13 protein-coding genes, 1 tRNA gene and 2 pseudogenes are annotated in these 15,351 nt (G+C 69.2%); 9 read left to right on the top strand and 7 right to left on the bottom strand.

The window, feature by feature from the left end; genetic code table 11:
- The first annotated feature begins 47 nt into the window (after window positions 1-47).
- A complete protein-coding gene (locus ABZY11_RS03650) occupies window positions 48-1,754 on the top strand; it encodes a GAF domain-containing protein (RefSeq protein WP_356477544.1) in 1,707 nt (568 codons plus the stop codon).
- Between the two features lie 94 nt (window positions 1,755-1,848).
- On the opposite strand, the gene ABZY11_RS03645 is transcribed toward ABZY11_RS03650, so the two are convergent.
- Both ABZY11_RS03645 and ABZY11_RS03640 read right to left on the bottom strand, forming a co-directional pair.
- Window positions 1,849-2,715, bottom strand: a complete 867-nt coding sequence (locus tag ABZY11_RS03645) for a Cof-type HAD-IIB family hydrolase (RefSeq protein ID WP_356477543.1) — start codon at window positions 2,713-2,715, stop codon at window positions 1,849-1,851.
- Window positions 2,716-2,835: 120 nt separating this feature from the next.
- On the bottom strand, window positions 2,836-3,735 hold the full coding sequence (locus ABZY11_RS03640; RefSeq protein ID WP_356477542.1) for an LLM class flavin-dependent oxidoreductase: 900 nt from the start codon (window positions 3,733-3,735) through the stop codon (window positions 2,836-2,838).
- Between the two features lie 103 nt (window positions 3,736-3,838).
- Between ABZY11_RS03640 and ABZY11_RS03635 the strand changes: the two genes are divergently transcribed.
- Window positions 3,839-4,150 carry a hypothetical protein gene (locus ABZY11_RS03635; RefSeq protein WP_356477541.1) on the top strand — a complete coding sequence of 104 codons (312 nt, stop codon included), beginning with the start codon at window positions 3,839-3,841 and terminating at the stop codon, window positions 4,148-4,150.
- Window positions 4,151-4,202: 52 nt separating this feature from the next.
- The gene (locus ABZY11_RS03630; protein WP_356477540.1) at window positions 4,203-5,411 is read left to right on the top strand and encodes a hypothetical protein; all 1,209 of its coding nucleotides are present in this window, start codon (window positions 4,203-4,205) and stop codon (window positions 5,409-5,411) included.
- Window positions 5,412-5,466: 55 nt separating this feature from the next.
- On the opposite strand, the pseudogene ABZY11_RS03625 reads toward ABZY11_RS03630, so the two are convergent.
- From ABZY11_RS03625 to ABZY11_RS03605, 5 genes and pseudogenes are all read right to left on the bottom strand, one after another.
- Window positions 5,467-5,682, bottom strand: a pseudogene (locus ABZY11_RS03625) (LLM class flavin-dependent oxidoreductase); the annotation flags it as partial.
- Window positions 5,683-5,793: 111 nt separating this feature from the next.
- A complete protein-coding gene (locus tag ABZY11_RS03620; RefSeq protein ID WP_356477539.1) occupies window positions 5,794-6,336 on the bottom strand; it encodes an RNA 2'-phosphotransferase in 543 nt (180 codons plus the stop codon).
- A 148-nt stretch (window positions 6,337-6,484) separates the two neighbouring features.
- The gene (locus tag ABZY11_RS03615; RefSeq protein WP_356477538.1) at window positions 6,485-7,459 is read right to left on the bottom strand and encodes a MerR family transcriptional regulator; all 975 of its coding nucleotides are present in this window, start codon (window positions 7,457-7,459) and stop codon (window positions 6,485-6,487) included.
- Complete coding sequence (locus ABZY11_RS03610) at window positions 7,456-9,237, bottom strand: SDR family oxidoreductase (protein WP_356477537.1); 1,782 nt, start codon at window positions 9,235-9,237, stop codon at window positions 7,456-7,458. Before ABZY11_RS03610 ends, ABZY11_RS03615 begins: the two co-directional genes overlap by 4 nt.
- The gene (locus ABZY11_RS03605) at window positions 9,234-10,085 is read right to left on the bottom strand and encodes a M24 family metallopeptidase (protein ID WP_356477536.1); all 852 of its coding nucleotides are present in this window, start codon (window positions 10,083-10,085) and stop codon (window positions 9,234-9,236) included. The genes ABZY11_RS03610 and ABZY11_RS03605 overlap by 4 nt, the downstream gene beginning before the upstream one ends.
- Window positions 10,086-10,370: 285 nt before the next feature.
- On the opposite strand from ABZY11_RS03605, the gene ABZY11_RS03600 reads away from it, so the two are divergent.
- From ABZY11_RS03600 to ABZY11_RS03575, 6 genes and pseudogenes are all read left to right on the top strand, one after another.
- Window positions 10,371-11,366 carry an ABC transporter ATP-binding protein gene (locus ABZY11_RS03600; RefSeq protein WP_356477598.1) on the top strand — a complete coding sequence of 332 codons (996 nt, stop codon included), beginning with the start codon at window positions 10,371-10,373 and terminating at the stop codon, window positions 11,364-11,366.
- Window positions 11,356-12,264 carry an ABC transporter permease gene (locus tag ABZY11_RS03595; protein ID WP_356477535.1) on the top strand — a complete coding sequence of 303 codons (909 nt, stop codon included), beginning with the start codon at window positions 11,356-11,358 and terminating at the stop codon, window positions 12,262-12,264. The genes ABZY11_RS03600 and ABZY11_RS03595 overlap by 11 nt, the downstream gene beginning before the upstream one ends.
- Complete coding sequence (locus ABZY11_RS03590; RefSeq protein ID WP_356477534.1) at window positions 12,261-13,172, top strand: ABC transporter ATP-binding protein; 912 nt, start codon at window positions 12,261-12,263, stop codon at window positions 13,170-13,172. The genes ABZY11_RS03595 and ABZY11_RS03590 overlap by 4 nt, the downstream gene beginning before the upstream one ends.
- A 30-nt stretch (window positions 13,173-13,202) precedes the next feature.
- Window positions 13,203-13,922 (top strand): ABC transporter permease, encoded by a 720-nt coding sequence (locus ABZY11_RS03585; RefSeq protein WP_356477533.1) that lies wholly within the window; start codon window positions 13,203-13,205, stop codon window positions 13,920-13,922.
- Window positions 13,923-14,252: 330 nt separating this feature from the next.
- Window positions 14,253-14,951 (top strand): annotated as a pseudogene (locus ABZY11_RS03580) (hypothetical protein).
- A gap of 295 nt (window positions 14,952-15,246) precedes the next feature.
- Window positions 15,247-15,334: transfer RNA gene (locus tag ABZY11_RS03575), tRNA-Ser, on the top strand.
- The last annotated feature ends 17 nt before the right edge of the window (window positions 15,335-15,351 follow it).

The following is a 15,351-nucleotide window of genomic DNA, read 5'->3' as shown; positions in this document are numbered from 1 at the left end:
ACGACAGCCGACTTTCCTCCCCAATCTGGACTAACTACTCTCGGGGTATGCCGGAGCAGGACCCGAAGGACTCACTCGAAGCGGCTACCCAGGCGACCCGCAGCCTGCAGGGCCTGTCCACCGAAATCACCGCCCGCATCCCACAACTGCTGGAAGCCATGCGCTCCGTCGGCGCGGGCCTGGAACTGCACTCCACCCTCGACCGGATCTGCGAGACGGCCGCCGAACTCGCCCACTCCCGCTACGCCGCCATCGGCGTCGTCGACGAGGAGGGCGAGGGGCTCTCCGACTTCGTCACGTACGGGGTGCCGGACGAGGTGGCGGACGAGATCGGTCACCGCCCCGACGGGCACCGGGGGCTACTGGGCGCGCTGATCCACGACCCGGCACCGGTGCGGCTCGCCGATCTGACGGCCGATCCGAGGTTCGCCGGCTTCCCGCCCGGCCACCCCCCGATGCGGACCTTTCTCGGCGTCCCGATCCGCGTACAGGGAGAGATCTTCGGAAACCTCTATCTGGCCGAGAAGGTCGACGACGGCGAGTTCAACGACTACGACCTGCATATGGTGCGGGTCCTCGCCACGGAGGCCGGGATCGCCATCGGCAACGCCCGGCTGTACGAGGCGGCACGCCAGCGCGAGCGATGGATCGACGGATCGGTAGCGGTGACCACCGCCCTGCTCTCCGGCGGGGACGCCGACGACGCGCTCTCCGTCGTCGCCGAACAGGCCCGCCGCCTCGCCGACTCCGCCGCCGGGATCGTGCTGCTGCCCACCGAGGACGGCGGGCTGGAGATCGTCGCAGTCTCCTCGGACGACCCCTCCTCCTCGCTCGGGGTGATCATCGGGCCCGAGAGCCCGGTGGCGGCGAAGCTGCTGGGCGGCGAGGCGGTCTTCGTGGACGACTCGGCCACCGACTCCCGCATGGTCACCAGGCTCGCCCATCGGTACGGCCCGAGCATGCTGCTGCCCCTGCACAGCGGCGGGCGGGTGCTCGGCGCGCTCGCCACCCCCCGCGCCCGGGGCGACCGGCCGTTCACGGAGGCGGAGCGGACCCTCGCCGCCCAGTTCGCCTCGCAGGCCGCGCTCGCGCTGATGATGGCCGAGGCACAGCGGGACCGGGAGCGGCTGGCGGTCTACGAGGACCGGGACCGGATCGCCCGCGATCTGCACGATCTGGTCATCCAGCGGCTGTTCGCCACCGGGATGATGCTGGAGAGCGCCCAGCGCCGGTCGGTCGTGCCCGAGGTGCGGACCGGTGTCGGCCGGGCGGTCGACGAACTGGACGTGACCATCCAGGAGATCCGTACCGCGATCTTCGCGCTCCAGCAGGAACCCGCCGAGGCGCCGTCGGGCCTGCGCACCCGCGTTCTGCGCGAGATCAACATGGCGGCGGTCCCGCTGGGCTTCAAGCCCTCGCACCGCTTCCTCGGGCCGGTCGATTCACTGGTCGGCGAGCTGACCGGCAAGAACCTGATCGCGGCGCTGCGGGAGGCGCTGTCCAATGCCTTCCGGCATGCCGAGGCGTCGTTGATCGACGTGGTCGTCGACGCGACCGCGACACTGCCCGACGGAAGGGGCGCCGTGCGGCTGTCGGTCGCCGACGACGGAGTGGGCATTCCGGAGGGCGGCCGTCGCAGCGGGCTGCGGAATCTGGCGCGCCGTGCGGAGTCGCTCGGCGGTGCGAGCTGGTTCGGGCCCGGGATCGGGGAGGACGGGGGCGGCACGACAGTGGTGTGGGAGGTGCCCCTCTGAGGTGACCGGACGCCTGTGTTCCGGGGATCAGCAACCGGACGCCTGTCTTCCCGTGGGGTCCTGGTCCCCGGGCACCTGCCCTCCCCCGGGGAGCTCAGCGACCGGCGTCGGATGCCCGGCGCTCGGCGATGATCCGCTCGATGACGACTGCGACGCCGTCCTCGCCGTTGGTGGCGGTCCGGCCGGAAGCGGCGGCGAGTGCGGCCGGGTGGGCATTGCCCATCGCGTACGACGTGCCCGCCCAGCTCAGCATCTCCACGTCGTTGGGCATGTCCCCGAAGGCAACGACCTCGGCGGGCGTGATGCCGCGCTCGGCGCAGCAGAGCTCCAGCGTGCTGGCCTTGGAGACGTCCGGACCGCTGACCTCCAGCAGGGCCGTGGGGCTGGACCTGGTGATGGAGGCCCGGTCGCCGGCCGTCGTACGGGCCAGGGCGAGGAAGTCGTCCGGGGTCAGTTCGGCGTGGTGGGCGAGGAGCTTCAGCACGGGGACGCCGGTGCCGGGCGACTCCTCGTGCAGCAGCTTCTCGGCGGTGGCGACCGTGGCGCCCGGGTCCAGGTGGAGCGGCGGGTAATCCGGTTCGTAGTGGATACCGGTGGCCAGCTCGACGGCGAAGGAGGTGCCGGGGGCGGCGGCGCGCAGGGACCGGACGACATCGAGGGCGATGGTGCGCTCCAGCGGCCGGACCTTGACCAGCTCGCCACCGGCGTGCAGATCGGCGACCGCCGCGCCATTGGCGCAGATCGCCAGGCCGTGGCCGTGCACATGGTCGCTGACGACATCCATCCAGCGGGCCGGGCGTCCGGTGACGAAGAAGACCTCGATACCGGCCTCCTCGGCAGCGGCCAGCGCGGCGACCGTACGGTCGGAGACCGTCTTGTCGTCGCGGAGCAGGGTGCCGTCCAGGTCGGTGGCGATCAGCCGGATAGCGGCAGGCAAAGGCGAGTCGGTAGCTGAGGTCACCGGTCCATTCTCGCGTACGAGGGTGCACGGGCGTGCGGAGGGGCGCACATCTGAGGATGCACGCCCCTGACCAGGCGAACATGCCTGGTACATATGCCACCGGTTCCGGTGGCGGGTGGTTCAGTGGCCGAGCTGGGCCAGGCCCTCGGTGGCGATGCGCTCGAAGACCTTCTCGTCCGCCGCGAAGTCGGAGTCGGGGATCGGCGCGTGAAGGACGATCTCCGTGAAGCCGAGCGCGAAGTGGGTGCCCGCGAAGTCCACGAAGGCGTCGAAGGACTGCAGCGGGCGGTCCGGGGTGAAACCGGTGAGAAGGACCTTGTCCAGCTCGGCCACATCCCGGCCGATGGACTCGCAGGCCGTGCCCAGCTTGGTGAGCTGCCCGCGGATGGCCTCCACGGACTGCTCCGGGGTACCCGTCTCGTACAGCTTCGGGTCGCCCGTGGTGACCCAGGCCTGGCCGTACCGGGCAGCGAGCTTCATTCCGCGCGGGCCGGTGGCGGCCACCGCGAACGGCAGCCGGGGCCGCTGCACACAGCCGGGGATGTTCCGGGCCTCGTTCGCCGCATAGAAGGTGCCCTCGTACGTCACCGAGGGCTCACGCAGCAGCCGGTCGAGCAGCGGTACGAACTCGTCGAAGTGGTCGGCCCGTTCGCGCGGCGTCCACGGCTCCTCGTCGCTCCGGCGCAGTGTCGTGGCGTCGAAGCCGTTGCCACCGGCGCCGATGCCGAGGGTGAGGCGCCCGTCGGAGACGTCGTCGAGCGTGATGAGGTCCTTGGCGAGCGTGACGGGGTGCCGGAAGTTGGGGGAGGTGACGAGGGTGCCCAGGCGGATACTCCGTGTCACCATCGCCGCGGCTGTGAGCGTGGGGACGGCACCGAACCACGGCCCGTCCCGGAAGGTCCTCCAGGAGAGGTGGTCGTAGGTGTACGCGGCATGGAACCCGAGGTCTTCGGCCCGCTGCCAGGTCTTCTGTCCTTCGCCCCAGGGGTGGATGGGGAGGATCACCGTGCTCAGACGCATGCCTCAGACGATACGCGGTGCTTTCCGCTGCCACGGATGTGTCGCCGGAGCCAGAATCAGGAAGCCGCACCGGCGTCGCCATGGAGGCCGCTACCGTGGCTTCATGGGCATGCTGGGCGAAGCGGAACTCGAAGCCATGATCGACCAGGCGACTGTCGATGCCTATGGCGAGTACGAGCAACTGACCGGTCTGTTCACCAAGATTGAGGAACACCTCGGCCTGCCCTTCACCACCGCGGTCCTCGGCGTCGAGGTGACCGTGCGCGGCATTGACCTCACACCGGACGGCCGGATCGTCACCCTGTGCTCTCGCGGCGGCATGCGGCAGCCGATCGGGATCCTGGAGCTGCCGCTGCCCGTCCCGGCGCCTGAGGGCTCGGAGTGGATCGAGGCATACCGTCACTGGGTGGGTTGAGGCCGGACGCCTCACACTTCAGGCGGAACGGGTTTGCACGGAAGGGCTGGACATGGCTGACCCTGTAGAGGGCGCGAATCAGGGCGCCGGTGGACCGTCGCTGACGGATCTCATCGAGCGCAGTGCCGCGTTGAAGGGGCGACTGGTCGCCTTCGCGCAGAGCGCCCGCTTCGACCGGTGGTTGACGCCGCTCCTGCTGGAGGCCGCAGGGCCTGAACGGCAGTTGGACGAAAGCGAGGCGATCCGGATCACCGACCACTTCATCCTGCGATACCGGCTGCCGGGCGGCTCGACGGTGGTGGACCGGTTCGTCGCCGCTCGGAAGGACTTGACCGCCTCCGACCGGGAGATGCTGCTCGGCTGGCGTGACCCGGTCGAGGGCGTCTTCGAGGTCCGGCGTAAGGACAGGGATGCCGTCGTCCTGCTCAACCTGGTCAACGACCTGGAGTATCGCACCTACTCGAATGTCGGGCGGACCGCGTTCCGTGGAGTGTCCAAGGGAGGTTTTCTCCACACCTGCCTGGTACCCGTGCAGTCGACGGGCGAGGCGTGGCTGGTGTCCGGGGCGATGTCGTACTACCCCAAGTCCAGCGCCGTCGAGATCGCCCAAGCCGCCCTGCGCGTTGCCACCAGCCGGCCCGAGCTGGTCTTCCGCAACCCTGCGAAGATCGAACAGGGATGGCAGCGGATGCGGGAGGACCGAGCCGCATTCATCGAGTTCTGCGGCAGCGACGAACTGGTCCTTCCGCCTGCCGAAGCCGAGGAACGAATCAACGCCTATTACCGCCTGCGCCAGGAGGCAACTGTCGACGGACAGCCCGGCCGTGCCCGGGGCAGGCGACTCCCCGGCACGGGCCCGTCTCTCTTCGAACTGCCTTGGGAACTCGCGGACTCGGACACCATCGGTGTCATCTACGATCACGTCGACGGGCTCAACTTCTACGCCGACTACGGGATGCTGCGGGACCTCTTCGAGGACCCCGCCCTCGCAGGCCGCAGAGAGCACCAGGACCTGCTGCGCACGTACCTGCGCGAGGAGTCGATCACGCCACTGCCGATCCGCCGACTGGCCACCGCCCACCCGGAGGCAGCCGACGCGGTGTTCCGAAAGCTCCTGCGGAAGCCCGGTTTCACTTGGAGCGAGCACGGTGATGCGCTGCTGCGCCGGCGCAAGCCCTGGTATTACGAGAGTGAGCCGCGCCCTGGGGTGTCCGTCATCGGCGACCGCCTGAGTGAGCTGCTCGGTGCGGGGCGGCGCTGAGCGCTTGTGCGGAGAAGCCGACTGGTCAGGCTGCGACAGGCGAACGAGGCCTGACCGAGGTGACGAGGGTGGCCAGGCGCAGCCGGTGGGTGGCGGCGGCCGCGGCGGTGAGAGTCGGAGCGACGCCGAACCAGGGGCCGTCGCGGAAGGTCCGCCAGGCCAGGTGGTCGTACGTGTGGGCGGCGTGGAACCCCAGTTCCTCGGCGCGCTGCCGGACCTTGCGGCCCTCGCCCCGGCGGTGGATCGGCAGAATCGCAGTGCTCAGACGCATGGATACGACCATGCGGGGGGACACGGCCGCACGGGGCCGGACACCGGGCCGGGCACGGGACCGGTCACCGGCCGACTGACCGGCCGACCGGACGGGCGGCTGGGCCGCTGGTCAGCCCCGGAACCGCAGGAACGCGGGGGGTACGGCCGAGGTGAGCCAGACGCCGTTGGCGCTGACGTAGAAGGTGTGGCCCGCGCGGTGCATCGCACCCGCGTCCACGGACAGGACGACGGGCCGGCCGCGCCGGGCACCGACCCTGGTCGCCGTCTCGCGGTCCGGCGAGAGATGGACGTGCGTACGGTCCATGGGTCGCAGGCCCTCGCTCCGGATCGAGTCCAGCGCATGGCCCACCGTGCCGTGGTAGAGGTACGCGGGCGGCTCGGCCGGCGGCAGGTCGAGATCCACCGGGACGGTATGGCCCTGGCTCGCGCGAATCCGGTCGTTCTCGACGGCGAAGCGCTGCTTGTCGTTGGTGGCGACGACATGGTCGAGCTCGGCCCGGGTGAGGGGGAAGTTGTTGCGGGCCGTGGCGCGCAGCAGCGTGTCGATCGGCACCCAGCCGTTGGCGTCGAGCGTGATGCCGATCCGCTCCGGCTGATGCCGCAGGTGTTTCGAGAGGTACTTGGACACCTTTACGGTGCGTCTTTCATCCATGCCGCCAGGGTGCCCGGGGCGCTCTCCCCGGTGCATCCGGATTTCGCTCGCGGTTCGGCGAAGCAATTTTCGTCCACAGGTTTGATCCACAGTCAAGTCTGGTTATCCACAGGCTAATTGCTGATTCTGTGGACAAGTCCAAGCGCAATCAACCGCTTTGGTTAATTTGATCCGCTTTGGCAGCAGGTGACACAAGCACGTCCAATGTCCTTGATTGCACTTCACGTTCGGCGGCTGCCGTTATGAAGGCCGAGACGTGCTCCGCGCCAACCAGCTGTTGCACGGCCAGGATTGTCTCCGGCGGCAGATCCACTCGGCGCGTCGCGAGCGACGGGGAGTCCGATCCGAGGGGCGTGTCCGTGCCGAGATGATGACGCAGATGCCGGGTGGCGAACGTCCGCATCGCGCGGGCCAGTTCGGCATCGACGGTCTGCTGGGCGAGCGGACGCAACCTGCGTACCATGGCCGCCGCTTCGGCCGCGTCGGAGTCGGTCGGTGGCCGATGACCGAGATAGCGGGCGAAGACATGCTCGGTGGTGAACTCCAGGAAACGTGAGGCGATCTGCTCGACCTGGCCACGAAGTTCCCTCAGATGACCGGAGATTGCGCTGAGCGGTACGCCCGCCGCATGCAACTCGGCGGCCACCGCCAGCTCCTGGGGGCTCGGCACCAGGAACTCGTCGTCCCTGCCCGGGATCGGTTCGAGCACCCCGAGGTCCACCGCCTCGGCCACCGCCTCGTCGTCCGGGGCGCCGCCGAACTTGAGGTTCAGCTCGTCCCGGGTGATCCGGTCGGCCTGTTCGTCCGTCCAGGGACCGTGCACCTCGGCCACGAGACCGAGCACCCCGCCCAGACCGCGGCCGGTGTCCCAGGCGTCCAGGAGCTCCTTGATGCTGGCCAGTGTGTAACCGCGATCCAGCAGATCGGCGATCTGCCGGAGCCGGGCGAGATGGGTGTCCCGGTACACATTGGCCCGGCCGCGCCGTTCCGGCGTCGGCAGCAGACCGCGGTCCTGGTAGGCGCGGATCGTGCGGACCGTGGCCCCGCTCGCGTGCGCCAGGTCCTCGATCCGGTACTCGGCGGCGGCCTGCCGGTCCGCCGCCGACCGCCCGGTCCCGCTCACAGCGGCGGCTTCAGCCGGGCGATTCCGCGCAGCGCGCGGGGGCTGAGCCGGGACAGCAGACGGGCGCCGCGGGCCTCGGGAGTCACCGGCACGACGGCCTGGTTGCGCACCACCGCCTTGAGGATCGCGTCGGCCACCCGCTCCGGCGGGTAGTTGCGGAGCCCGTACAGCCGGCTGGTCCGCTTCCGCAGGCGCTTCTCCTCCGCGGCGTCGGCACCGGCGAAGTGCGTCGTCGCGGTGATGTTCGTGTTGACGATGCCGGGACAGATGGCGCTGACCCCGATCGACCGGTCGGCGAGCTCGGCCCGCAGGCACTCGCTGAGCATCAGCACGGCCGCCTTGGAGGTGCTGTACGCGGGCAGCGCCCGGGACGGCTGATAGGCGGCGGCCGAAGCCGTGTTGACGATATGGCCGCCCTGGCCGCGCTCGGCCATCTGCCTGCCGAAGATCCGGCAGCCGTGGATGACCCCCCACAGATTGACGTCGAGGACGTTCTTCCAGTCCTCGCTCGTGGTGTCCAGAAAGGAGCCGGACAGACCGATCCCGGCGTTGTTGACCAGGACGTCGACGATTCCGTATTCGGCGGCGACCTTCTCGGCGAGTTTCTCCATCGCCTGTTCGTCGCTGACGTCGACCGCTTCGCCCCAGGCGGCCGGGGCGCCGATGAGCCGGGCCATCTCGGCCGTCCTGGCCGCCCCCTCCGCGTCCCGGTCCACGGCCACCACCCGGGCACCCGCCTCGGCGAAGGCGAAAGCGGTGGCCCGGCCGATGCCGCCGGCCGCGCCCGTCACCAGAACCAGCCGGCCGCCGAACCTGTCCGCGTACGCCCCGGTCGGCGCGGCGTCCTGCACCGGGCCGCCGTTCTCCTTGGCCGCCTCGTTGGCGGCGACGAACTCACTTATCCAGGAGGCGAGCTGGTCCGGCCTGGTGCGTGGCGCCCAGTGCTTGGCGTCGAGAGATCTGCGTACCAACTGAGGGGCCCACAGCTCCAGTTGGTCGAACAGCTTCTCGGAGAGGAAGATGTCGCCGGTAGGCGTGATCAGCTGGACCGGCACATGTGCGTAGGCGTCGGTGCGCGGTCGGCTCAGCCGGGCGCGGACGTTGTCGCGGTAGAGCCAGGCGCCGTGCGCCGCGTCGCTCGGCAGCGAGGACGTCGGGTAGTCGCCCGCCGGTACCTTCTCCATCCGCTGGAGTATCCGCGGCCACCGCTTGCCGAGCGGGCCGCGCCAAGCGAGCTCCGGCAGGACCGGCGTATGCAGCATGTAGACGTACCAGGACTTGGCGCCCTGGCCGAGCAACTGGCCGACCCGGCGCGGGGTGGGCCGGGTCATCCGCTGCTTGATCCAGTGCCCGAAGTGGTCCAGGGACGGGCCGGACATCGAGGTGAACGAGGCGATCCGGCCCTCGGTCCGCTTGACCGTGGCGAACTCCCAGGACTGGACCGACCCCCAGTCGTGCCCGACGACATGCACCGGCCGGTCCGGGCTCACCGCGTCGACGACGGCCAGGAAGTCATCGGTGAGCTTCTCCAGGGTGAAGCCGCCGCGCAGCGGCTTCGGGGCCGTGGACCGGCCGTGCCCGCGCACGTCGTACAGCACGACATGCCACTGGTCGGCCAGCTGCCTCGCCACGTCCGTCCAGACCTCCTTGCTGTCTGGGTAGCCGTGCACAAGGACGACCGTCGGCCGGCCCTCCTCGCCCAACTCGGTAACGCACAGCTCGATTCCGCCCGTTCGCACCCGGCGCTCGCGCGCCCCCGGCAGGCCTCGCAGACTCATGCCGCCACCCTTTCCTCGGCCCAGCGCCGCACATGCGGCAGATCGTCGTCCAGCCAGAAGGCGCTCTGCTCGGGGTCCTTGGAGTCGGTGACCACCAGGATCTCCTCGAACTTGGCGCCCGTACCGCGGAATCCGAGATGCGGCTCGACCGCCCACAGACCCGGCTGCGGCGGATGATCGGAGAAGCGGTACGGACTCCACAGCGGTGACCAGCCGTCCCGGTGCCCGTGCAACGCGTCGCTCAGCAGCCCCTTGAGGGACTGGGTGCCGAAGCCGAACACATGCGGGGACCAACGGCGTTCGGCAACGCGGTCGACCTTGTGGGCGATGACGCCGAAGGGGTAGGCGCGATGCCTGTTGGCGTACCCCTGCTTGATCATCAGGCGTTCGACGTCCTCGTATATCTCGCGCAGCGAACGCCGCTCGCGCACCTCGCGCAGTATCAGCTCGCGGTGGGCCTCAAGATCGGCCAGCAGCTTGTCGTGCAAGGGGTTGAGCCCGAGACAGCCGGAGTAGCCGATGTCGGCGGTGAAGCCCTTGTGGACCGGAGCCATGTCGAGGATGAAGGGCATCCCCGGCTCCAGCTTCCGGTTGCTCGGGAAGAACTGCAGAGGCACCTTGAAGCCGGCGAACGCCGTGCGGTCCCCGAACCAGGCGAAGGGGAGGTGGAACCAGTCCCGCACCCCGCGCTCACGCAGCCAGTCGCGCTGCATACGGGCCGCCTCGCGCTCGGTGACGCCCGGCCGGAGCCGGCCCGCGACCGCCTCCGCGCAGGCGTACGCGAGGCTTTGGACTTCTCTGAACCCCCGCAGCTCCGGGGCTTGTTCGTCCTTCACTGCCGAGGCCATGCCACCGTCCGTTCCCTGCCGTGTGCGGTACGTGCCCGTAACGTGACACTGATGAATGTGACAATGTCCGACGGCTGCGTCAAGAGGTGTGCGGAGACCTGTGGACAACTCGGTCGCCGCCCCCGGCCGCGCACCTCATCCCCAGTGTTGGCCCCCTACGGGTCCGTACATCTGGAGTCGGAGGCCGATCCAGCCGCCAGGGGTGACGACCGGTGTGGCGCGCGCCACTACCTTCGAACTGTGACTGTGATCGCGACCGAAAGCCTGAGCAAGCGGTTCCCCCGGGTGACCGCTCTTGACCGGCTCTCCTTGGACATCGGCCCCGGTGTGACCGGCCTGGTGGGTTCCAACGGAGCCGGCAAGTCCACATTGATCAAGATCCTGCTGGGTCTGTCCCCCGCCACCGAAGGCCGGGCCGCGGTGCTCGGGCTCGACGTCGCCACCCGTGGTGCCGCCATCCGGGAACGGGTCGGCTACATGCCCGAGCACGACTGCCTGCCACCGGACGTCTCGGCCACCGAATTCGTCGTCCACATGGCGCGGATGTCCGGACTGCCGCCGACGGCAGCACGCGAGCGCACCGCCGACACGCTCCGGCACGTGGGGCTTTACGAGGAGCGCTACCGGCCCATCGGCGGCTACTCGACCGGCATGAAGCAGCGCGTGAAGCTGGCGCAGGCGCTGGTCCACGACCCGCAGCTGGTCCTGCTCGACGAGCCGACCAACGGCCTCGACCCGGTCGGCCGCGACGAGATGCTCGGACTGATCCGCCGTGTCCACACCGACTTCGGCATCTCGGTCCTGGTCACCTCGCACCTCCTGGGCGAGCTGGAACGCACCTGCGACCACGTCGTCGTCATCGACGGCGGCACACTCCTGCGCTCCAGCTCCACCAGCGACTTCACCCAGACCACCGCGACCCTCGCGGTCGAGGTCACCGACAGCGACACCCACCCGGACGGCACCGACGCGCTGCGCCAGGCCCTCACCCGGGCCGGCGTGAAGTTCATCGGCCACGACGGTCTCGACGCACAGGGGCTGCCCGGTGCGGGCCACATCCTGCTGGTCGAGGCGACCGGCGACGAGACGTACGACATCGTGCGCGACAGCGTCGCCGGGCTCGGACTCGGCCTCGTACGGATGGAGCAGCGGCGCCACCACATCGCCGAGGTCTTCCGTACCGACGGGGCAACCGCGACCGCAGCCGCGTCCGCAGCTGGGGAGCAGAACGCCGTGCGGCAGAACGCCGTACAGAAGGGGAGCGGTCGCGATGAGCACTGAGACCGGGACCGTGGCCGGGAGCGAGACCTCCCGCATCCACAACATCGGGTACCGCTCCTACGACGGCCCGCGGCTGGGCCGCGGCTATGCGCGGCGCTCGCTCTACTCGCAGTCCCTGCGCGGTGCATTCGGGCTCGGCCGTTCCGCCAAGTCCAAGGTGCTGCCGATGCTGCTCTCCGGCGTGATGTGCATGATCGCGGCGATCATCGTCGCCGTCGCCATCGCCACCCCCGGATCGACGGCCCTGCCGATCAAGTACACCGCGTTCGCGATCTACCTCCAGGCCGTGATCGGCCTCTTCCTTGCCGCACAGGCACCGCAGTCGGTCTCCAGGGACCTGCGTTTCAAGAGTGTGCCGCTGTACTTCTCGCGGCCGATCGAACGGGTCGACTACGTCGTGGCCAAGCTGGCGGCCATGGCGTCCGCGCTCTTCATCCTCACCGGCGCACCGCTCGTCATTCTTTATGCGGGCGCTCTGCTCGGGAAGTTCGGCTTCGCCGACCAGACCAAGGGATTCGGACAGGGGTTGCTTTCGGTGGCGCTGCTCTCCGTGCTCTTCGCCGCGCTGGGCCTGGTGATGGCCGCTCTGACGCCGCGCCGCGGCTTCGGCGTCGCCGCGGTGATCGCCGTGCTGACCATCACCTACGGCGCGGTCTCCACGGTCCAGGCCATCGCCTGGCAGACCGGCTCCGCCGGGGCCGTCGAGTGGCTGGGGCTCTTTTCCCCCATCACGCTGATCGGCGGCGTGCAGACCGCGTTCCTCGGGGCCAATTCGGCCTTCCCCGGAGGGGCGGCCCCGGGAGCCGGGGTCGGCGTGGTCTATCTGATCGTTGTTCTCGCGCTCGTCGCCGGCTCGTACGCCGTACTGATGCGCCGCTACCGGAGGGTCGGGCTGTGACCACCATCGAGATCGACCACACCTCGCGCTGGTTCGGCAATGTGGTCGCCGTCAACGACGTGAGCATGACGGTGGGTCCGGGCGTCACCGGGCTGCTCGGGCCGAACGGCGCGGGAAAGTCCACGCTGATCAACATGATGGCCGGATTTCTCGCCCCGTCGACGGGCACGGTCACGCTGGACGGCAAGCCGATCTGGCGGAACGAAGCCGTGTACCAGGAGATCGGGATCGTGCCGGAGCGGGAAGGCATGTACGACTTCCTGACCGGCCGGGAGTTCGTCGTCGCCAACGCGGAACTCCAGGGACTCGGTGCCGCGGAGGCGCAGAAGGCGCTGGCCACGGTCGAGATGGAGTACGCGCAGGACCGCAAGATCTCGACGTACAGCAAGGGCATGCGCCAGCGCGTGAAGATGGCGTCCGCCCTGGTCCATGAGCCTTCGGTGCTGCTGCTCGACGAGCCGTTCAACGGCATGGACCCGCGCCAGCGGATGCAGCTGATGGAACTGCTGCGACGGATGGGGGCGGAGGGCCGTACGGTGCTGTTCTCCTCCCACATCCTCGAAGAGGTCGAGCAACTCGCCTCCCACATCGAGGTGATCGTGGCAGGACGGCACGCGGCGTCCGGCGACTTCCGCAGGATTCGTCGGCTGATGACGGACCGTCCGCACCGCTACCTCGTACGTTCCAGCGATGACCGCGCCCTCGCCGCCGCGCTGATCGCCGACCCTTCGACGGCCGGTATCGAGGTGGACCAGGGCGAACGGGCGCTGCGTATCCAGGCGGTCGACTTCGGACGCTTCACCGAGCTGCTGCCGAAGGTCGCGCGGGAGCACGGAATCCGTCTGCTGACCGTTTCGCCGTCCGACGAGTCCCTCGAATCGGTCTTTTCCTATCTTGTAGCGGCCTGAGTAGTGGCCTGAAAGGAGCTGTGAAGCGTCATGTACGACCCCACAGTCGCCCGGCTCACCTACCGGGCCCTGCTCGGCCGGCGCCGGGCCGCCATCCTGTTCGTCCTGCCGGTACTGCTGGTGGTCATCGCCGTCGCGGTACGGACGTTCGCCGGGTCCGACGACCAGGTGGCCTCGGATGTGCTGGGCGGATTCGCCATCGCCACGATGGTGCCGCTGATCGGTGTGATCGCCGGAACCGGCGCCATCGGTCCCGAGATCGACGACGGATCCATCGTCTACCTGCTGGCCAAGCCGGTGAAGCGGCCGACGATCATCTTCACCAAGCTGATCGTGGCCATCGCCGTGACGATGGTCTTCTCCGCGCTGCCCACACTGATCGCGGGCCTGATCCTCAACGGCAACGGCCAGCAGATCGCGGTGGCCTACACCATCGCGGCACTGGTCGCCTCGATCGCGTACAGCGCGCTGTTCCTGCTGCTGGGTACCGTCAGCCGGCACGCGGTCGTCTTCGGCCTCGTCTACGCGCTGGTGTGGGAGGCCCTGTTCGGCTCCCTGGTGCCGGGGGCGCGCACGCTCAGTGTCCAGCAGTGGTCCCTCGCGGTCGCCGAGAAGGTCGGCGGGGCGGGCGCGATCACCTCCGACGTCGGACTGCCGGCCGCCACGGTCCTGCTGGCGGCGGTCACGGTGGTGGCGACCTGGTACGCGGGCCAGAAGCTGCGCACGCTGAAGCTGGCCGGGGAGGAGTGACCGGGGGTTTCCCGCCCGGCGCGTCTTCCCGAGTGTTCCGTCTCTGATCGCTCCGGTGCTCGTCCACTCGTCAACCCCCGCCTCTCTGGCGGGGGTTGACGCATTTCGGACAGTCGTACGCGTAACTGTACGGTTATCGGTTCGTTGGGCGGGGTGCGTGGAGGCAACTGGAATCTGTGGCGTCGTAGCTTTCGTGAAGCAGGGATTGCCGATGCCGGCGAGGGAGTACCAGCCGGGTCGGTCATTGAGTGAGTGGCAACCGTGAGCGTTCTCCGCCCGAGCCCGGGACAGAGCTGCCCGTCGTCGGTTTCACGATCGGAAGGCATGCCCATGCCCACAGAAGTCGCCCTGCTCGAATCGCGTGCGCTGCGCGTGGAGCAGATGGAGCGCGTCGATGTCCTCGACAAGGTCAAGAGCCTTGTCATGCTCCCGGACGGAATTCACCTTCGCACAGAGGACGTGGCTCGTTACTTCGAAGTATCCACAACCGCCGTCAGGAGGCTCACGGATCGCCATCAGGACGAGTTGATTGAGAACGGGATGCGAGTGCTGCGCGGCGCTGACCTGCGCTCCTTCCATAGCGACACGATGTCGCTATGGGCGGGTGAGGTGTCGGAAAGATATCCACAGGCAGTGACCCGGCTCAGGGTCTACACCCGCAGGACCGTCCTCAACGTCGCGATGCTTCTTCGCGACAGCGACATCGCCCGATGCGCCCGTACGTATCTGCTCGACGCCGAGCAGGATCTGCGCGCGGGCTACGCCTCGCTCGAACACCGCATCACCCGGGTGGAGAGCTGCCTCGCCGGAGTCGGCACCGCGCTCCAGGAGCTGGGGCCCGTCCTCAACCGGATGTCGCACCGCGCTCGACAGCCTCGACCGGAGGCTGGACGTCACCCATCAGGTCGTCGGTGCCATGAGTGTGCGGCTGGGCCACATGTCCGAGGACATCGTCCGTATCGACGGCAGGATGGATGATCTGCCCGCAGCCTGAAGGAGCTGGGCCGCCGCAACAACAAGCAGCGCTGATCCGGCTGGAGCAAGCAGCACTGACTCGGCGGGAGTTCGCGGCCTTTCGGTGCCGCCCGGAAAACGGGTGGCGTCGAAAGGCCGTCCCCGGCACAGTGGTTGGTGCGGCACACGCCGACACGCACGCCACAGGCCGGGAGAGGAGCGCGACGATGACCGGGAGTACGAGTCCGTCGAGTTCCCCGCAGGGCGGACCCGAGCCGGCACCGGAGTAGTCACCGACGACTCCGCCGTGCCGCTCGGAGCAGGACGCCCGGGGCGGCCTTGTCAGCGCATCGCGCGCGGCCGCCCACCCGGAGGATTGGCCGAGTGGTAAGGCAGCGGCTTGCTAAGCCGTCGTCGGGGCCCTGAACCCCGCGCGCGTTCGATCCGCGCATCCTCCGCCGCAGCAGGGCCACGC

The sequence above is a fragment of the Streptomyces sp. NPDC006510 genome, from assembly GCF_040611955.1.
Classification (GTDB): domain Bacteria; phylum Actinomycetota; class Actinomycetes; order Streptomycetales; family Streptomycetaceae; genus Streptomyces.
Note: the sequence above shows the minus strand (reverse complement) of the source record. Positions and strands in the feature narration are given on the sequence as shown.

Excerpts from the sequence above, each read along its gene's own strand:
- ABZY11_RS03630 (WP_356477540.1), top strand. The coding sequence starts at position 4,203 with ATGGCTGACCCTGTAGAGGGCGCGAATCAGGGCGCCGGTGGACCGTCG.
- ABZY11_RS03585 (WP_356477533.1), top strand. The coding sequence starts at position 13,203 with ATGTACGACCCCACAGTCGCCCGGCTCACCTACCGGGCCCTGCTCGGC.
- ABZY11_RS03650 (WP_356477544.1), top strand. The coding sequence starts at position 48 with ATGCCGGAGCAGGACCCGAAGGACTCACTCGAAGCGGCTACCCAGGCG.
- ABZY11_RS03620 (WP_356477539.1), bottom strand. The coding sequence starts at position 6,336 with ATGGATGAAAGACGCACCGTAAAGGTGTCCAAGTACCTCTCGAAACAC.
- ABZY11_RS03635 (WP_356477541.1), top strand. The coding sequence starts at position 3,839 with ATGGGCATGCTGGGCGAAGCGGAACTCGAAGCCATGATCGACCAGGCG.
- ABZY11_RS03640 (WP_356477542.1), bottom strand. The coding sequence starts at position 3,735 with ATGCGTCTGAGCACGGTGATCCTCCCCATCCACCCCTGGGGCGAAGGA.
- ABZY11_RS03595 (WP_356477535.1), top strand. The coding sequence starts at position 11,356 with ATGAGCACTGAGACCGGGACCGTGGCCGGGAGCGAGACCTCCCGCATC.
- ABZY11_RS03605 (WP_356477536.1), bottom strand. The coding sequence starts at position 10,085 with ATGGCCTCGGCAGTGAAGGACGAACAAGCCCCGGAGCTGCGGGGGTTC.
- ABZY11_RS03610 (WP_356477537.1), bottom strand. The coding sequence starts at position 9,237 with ATGAGTCTGCGAGGCCTGCCGGGGGCGCGCGAGCGCCGGGTGCGAACG.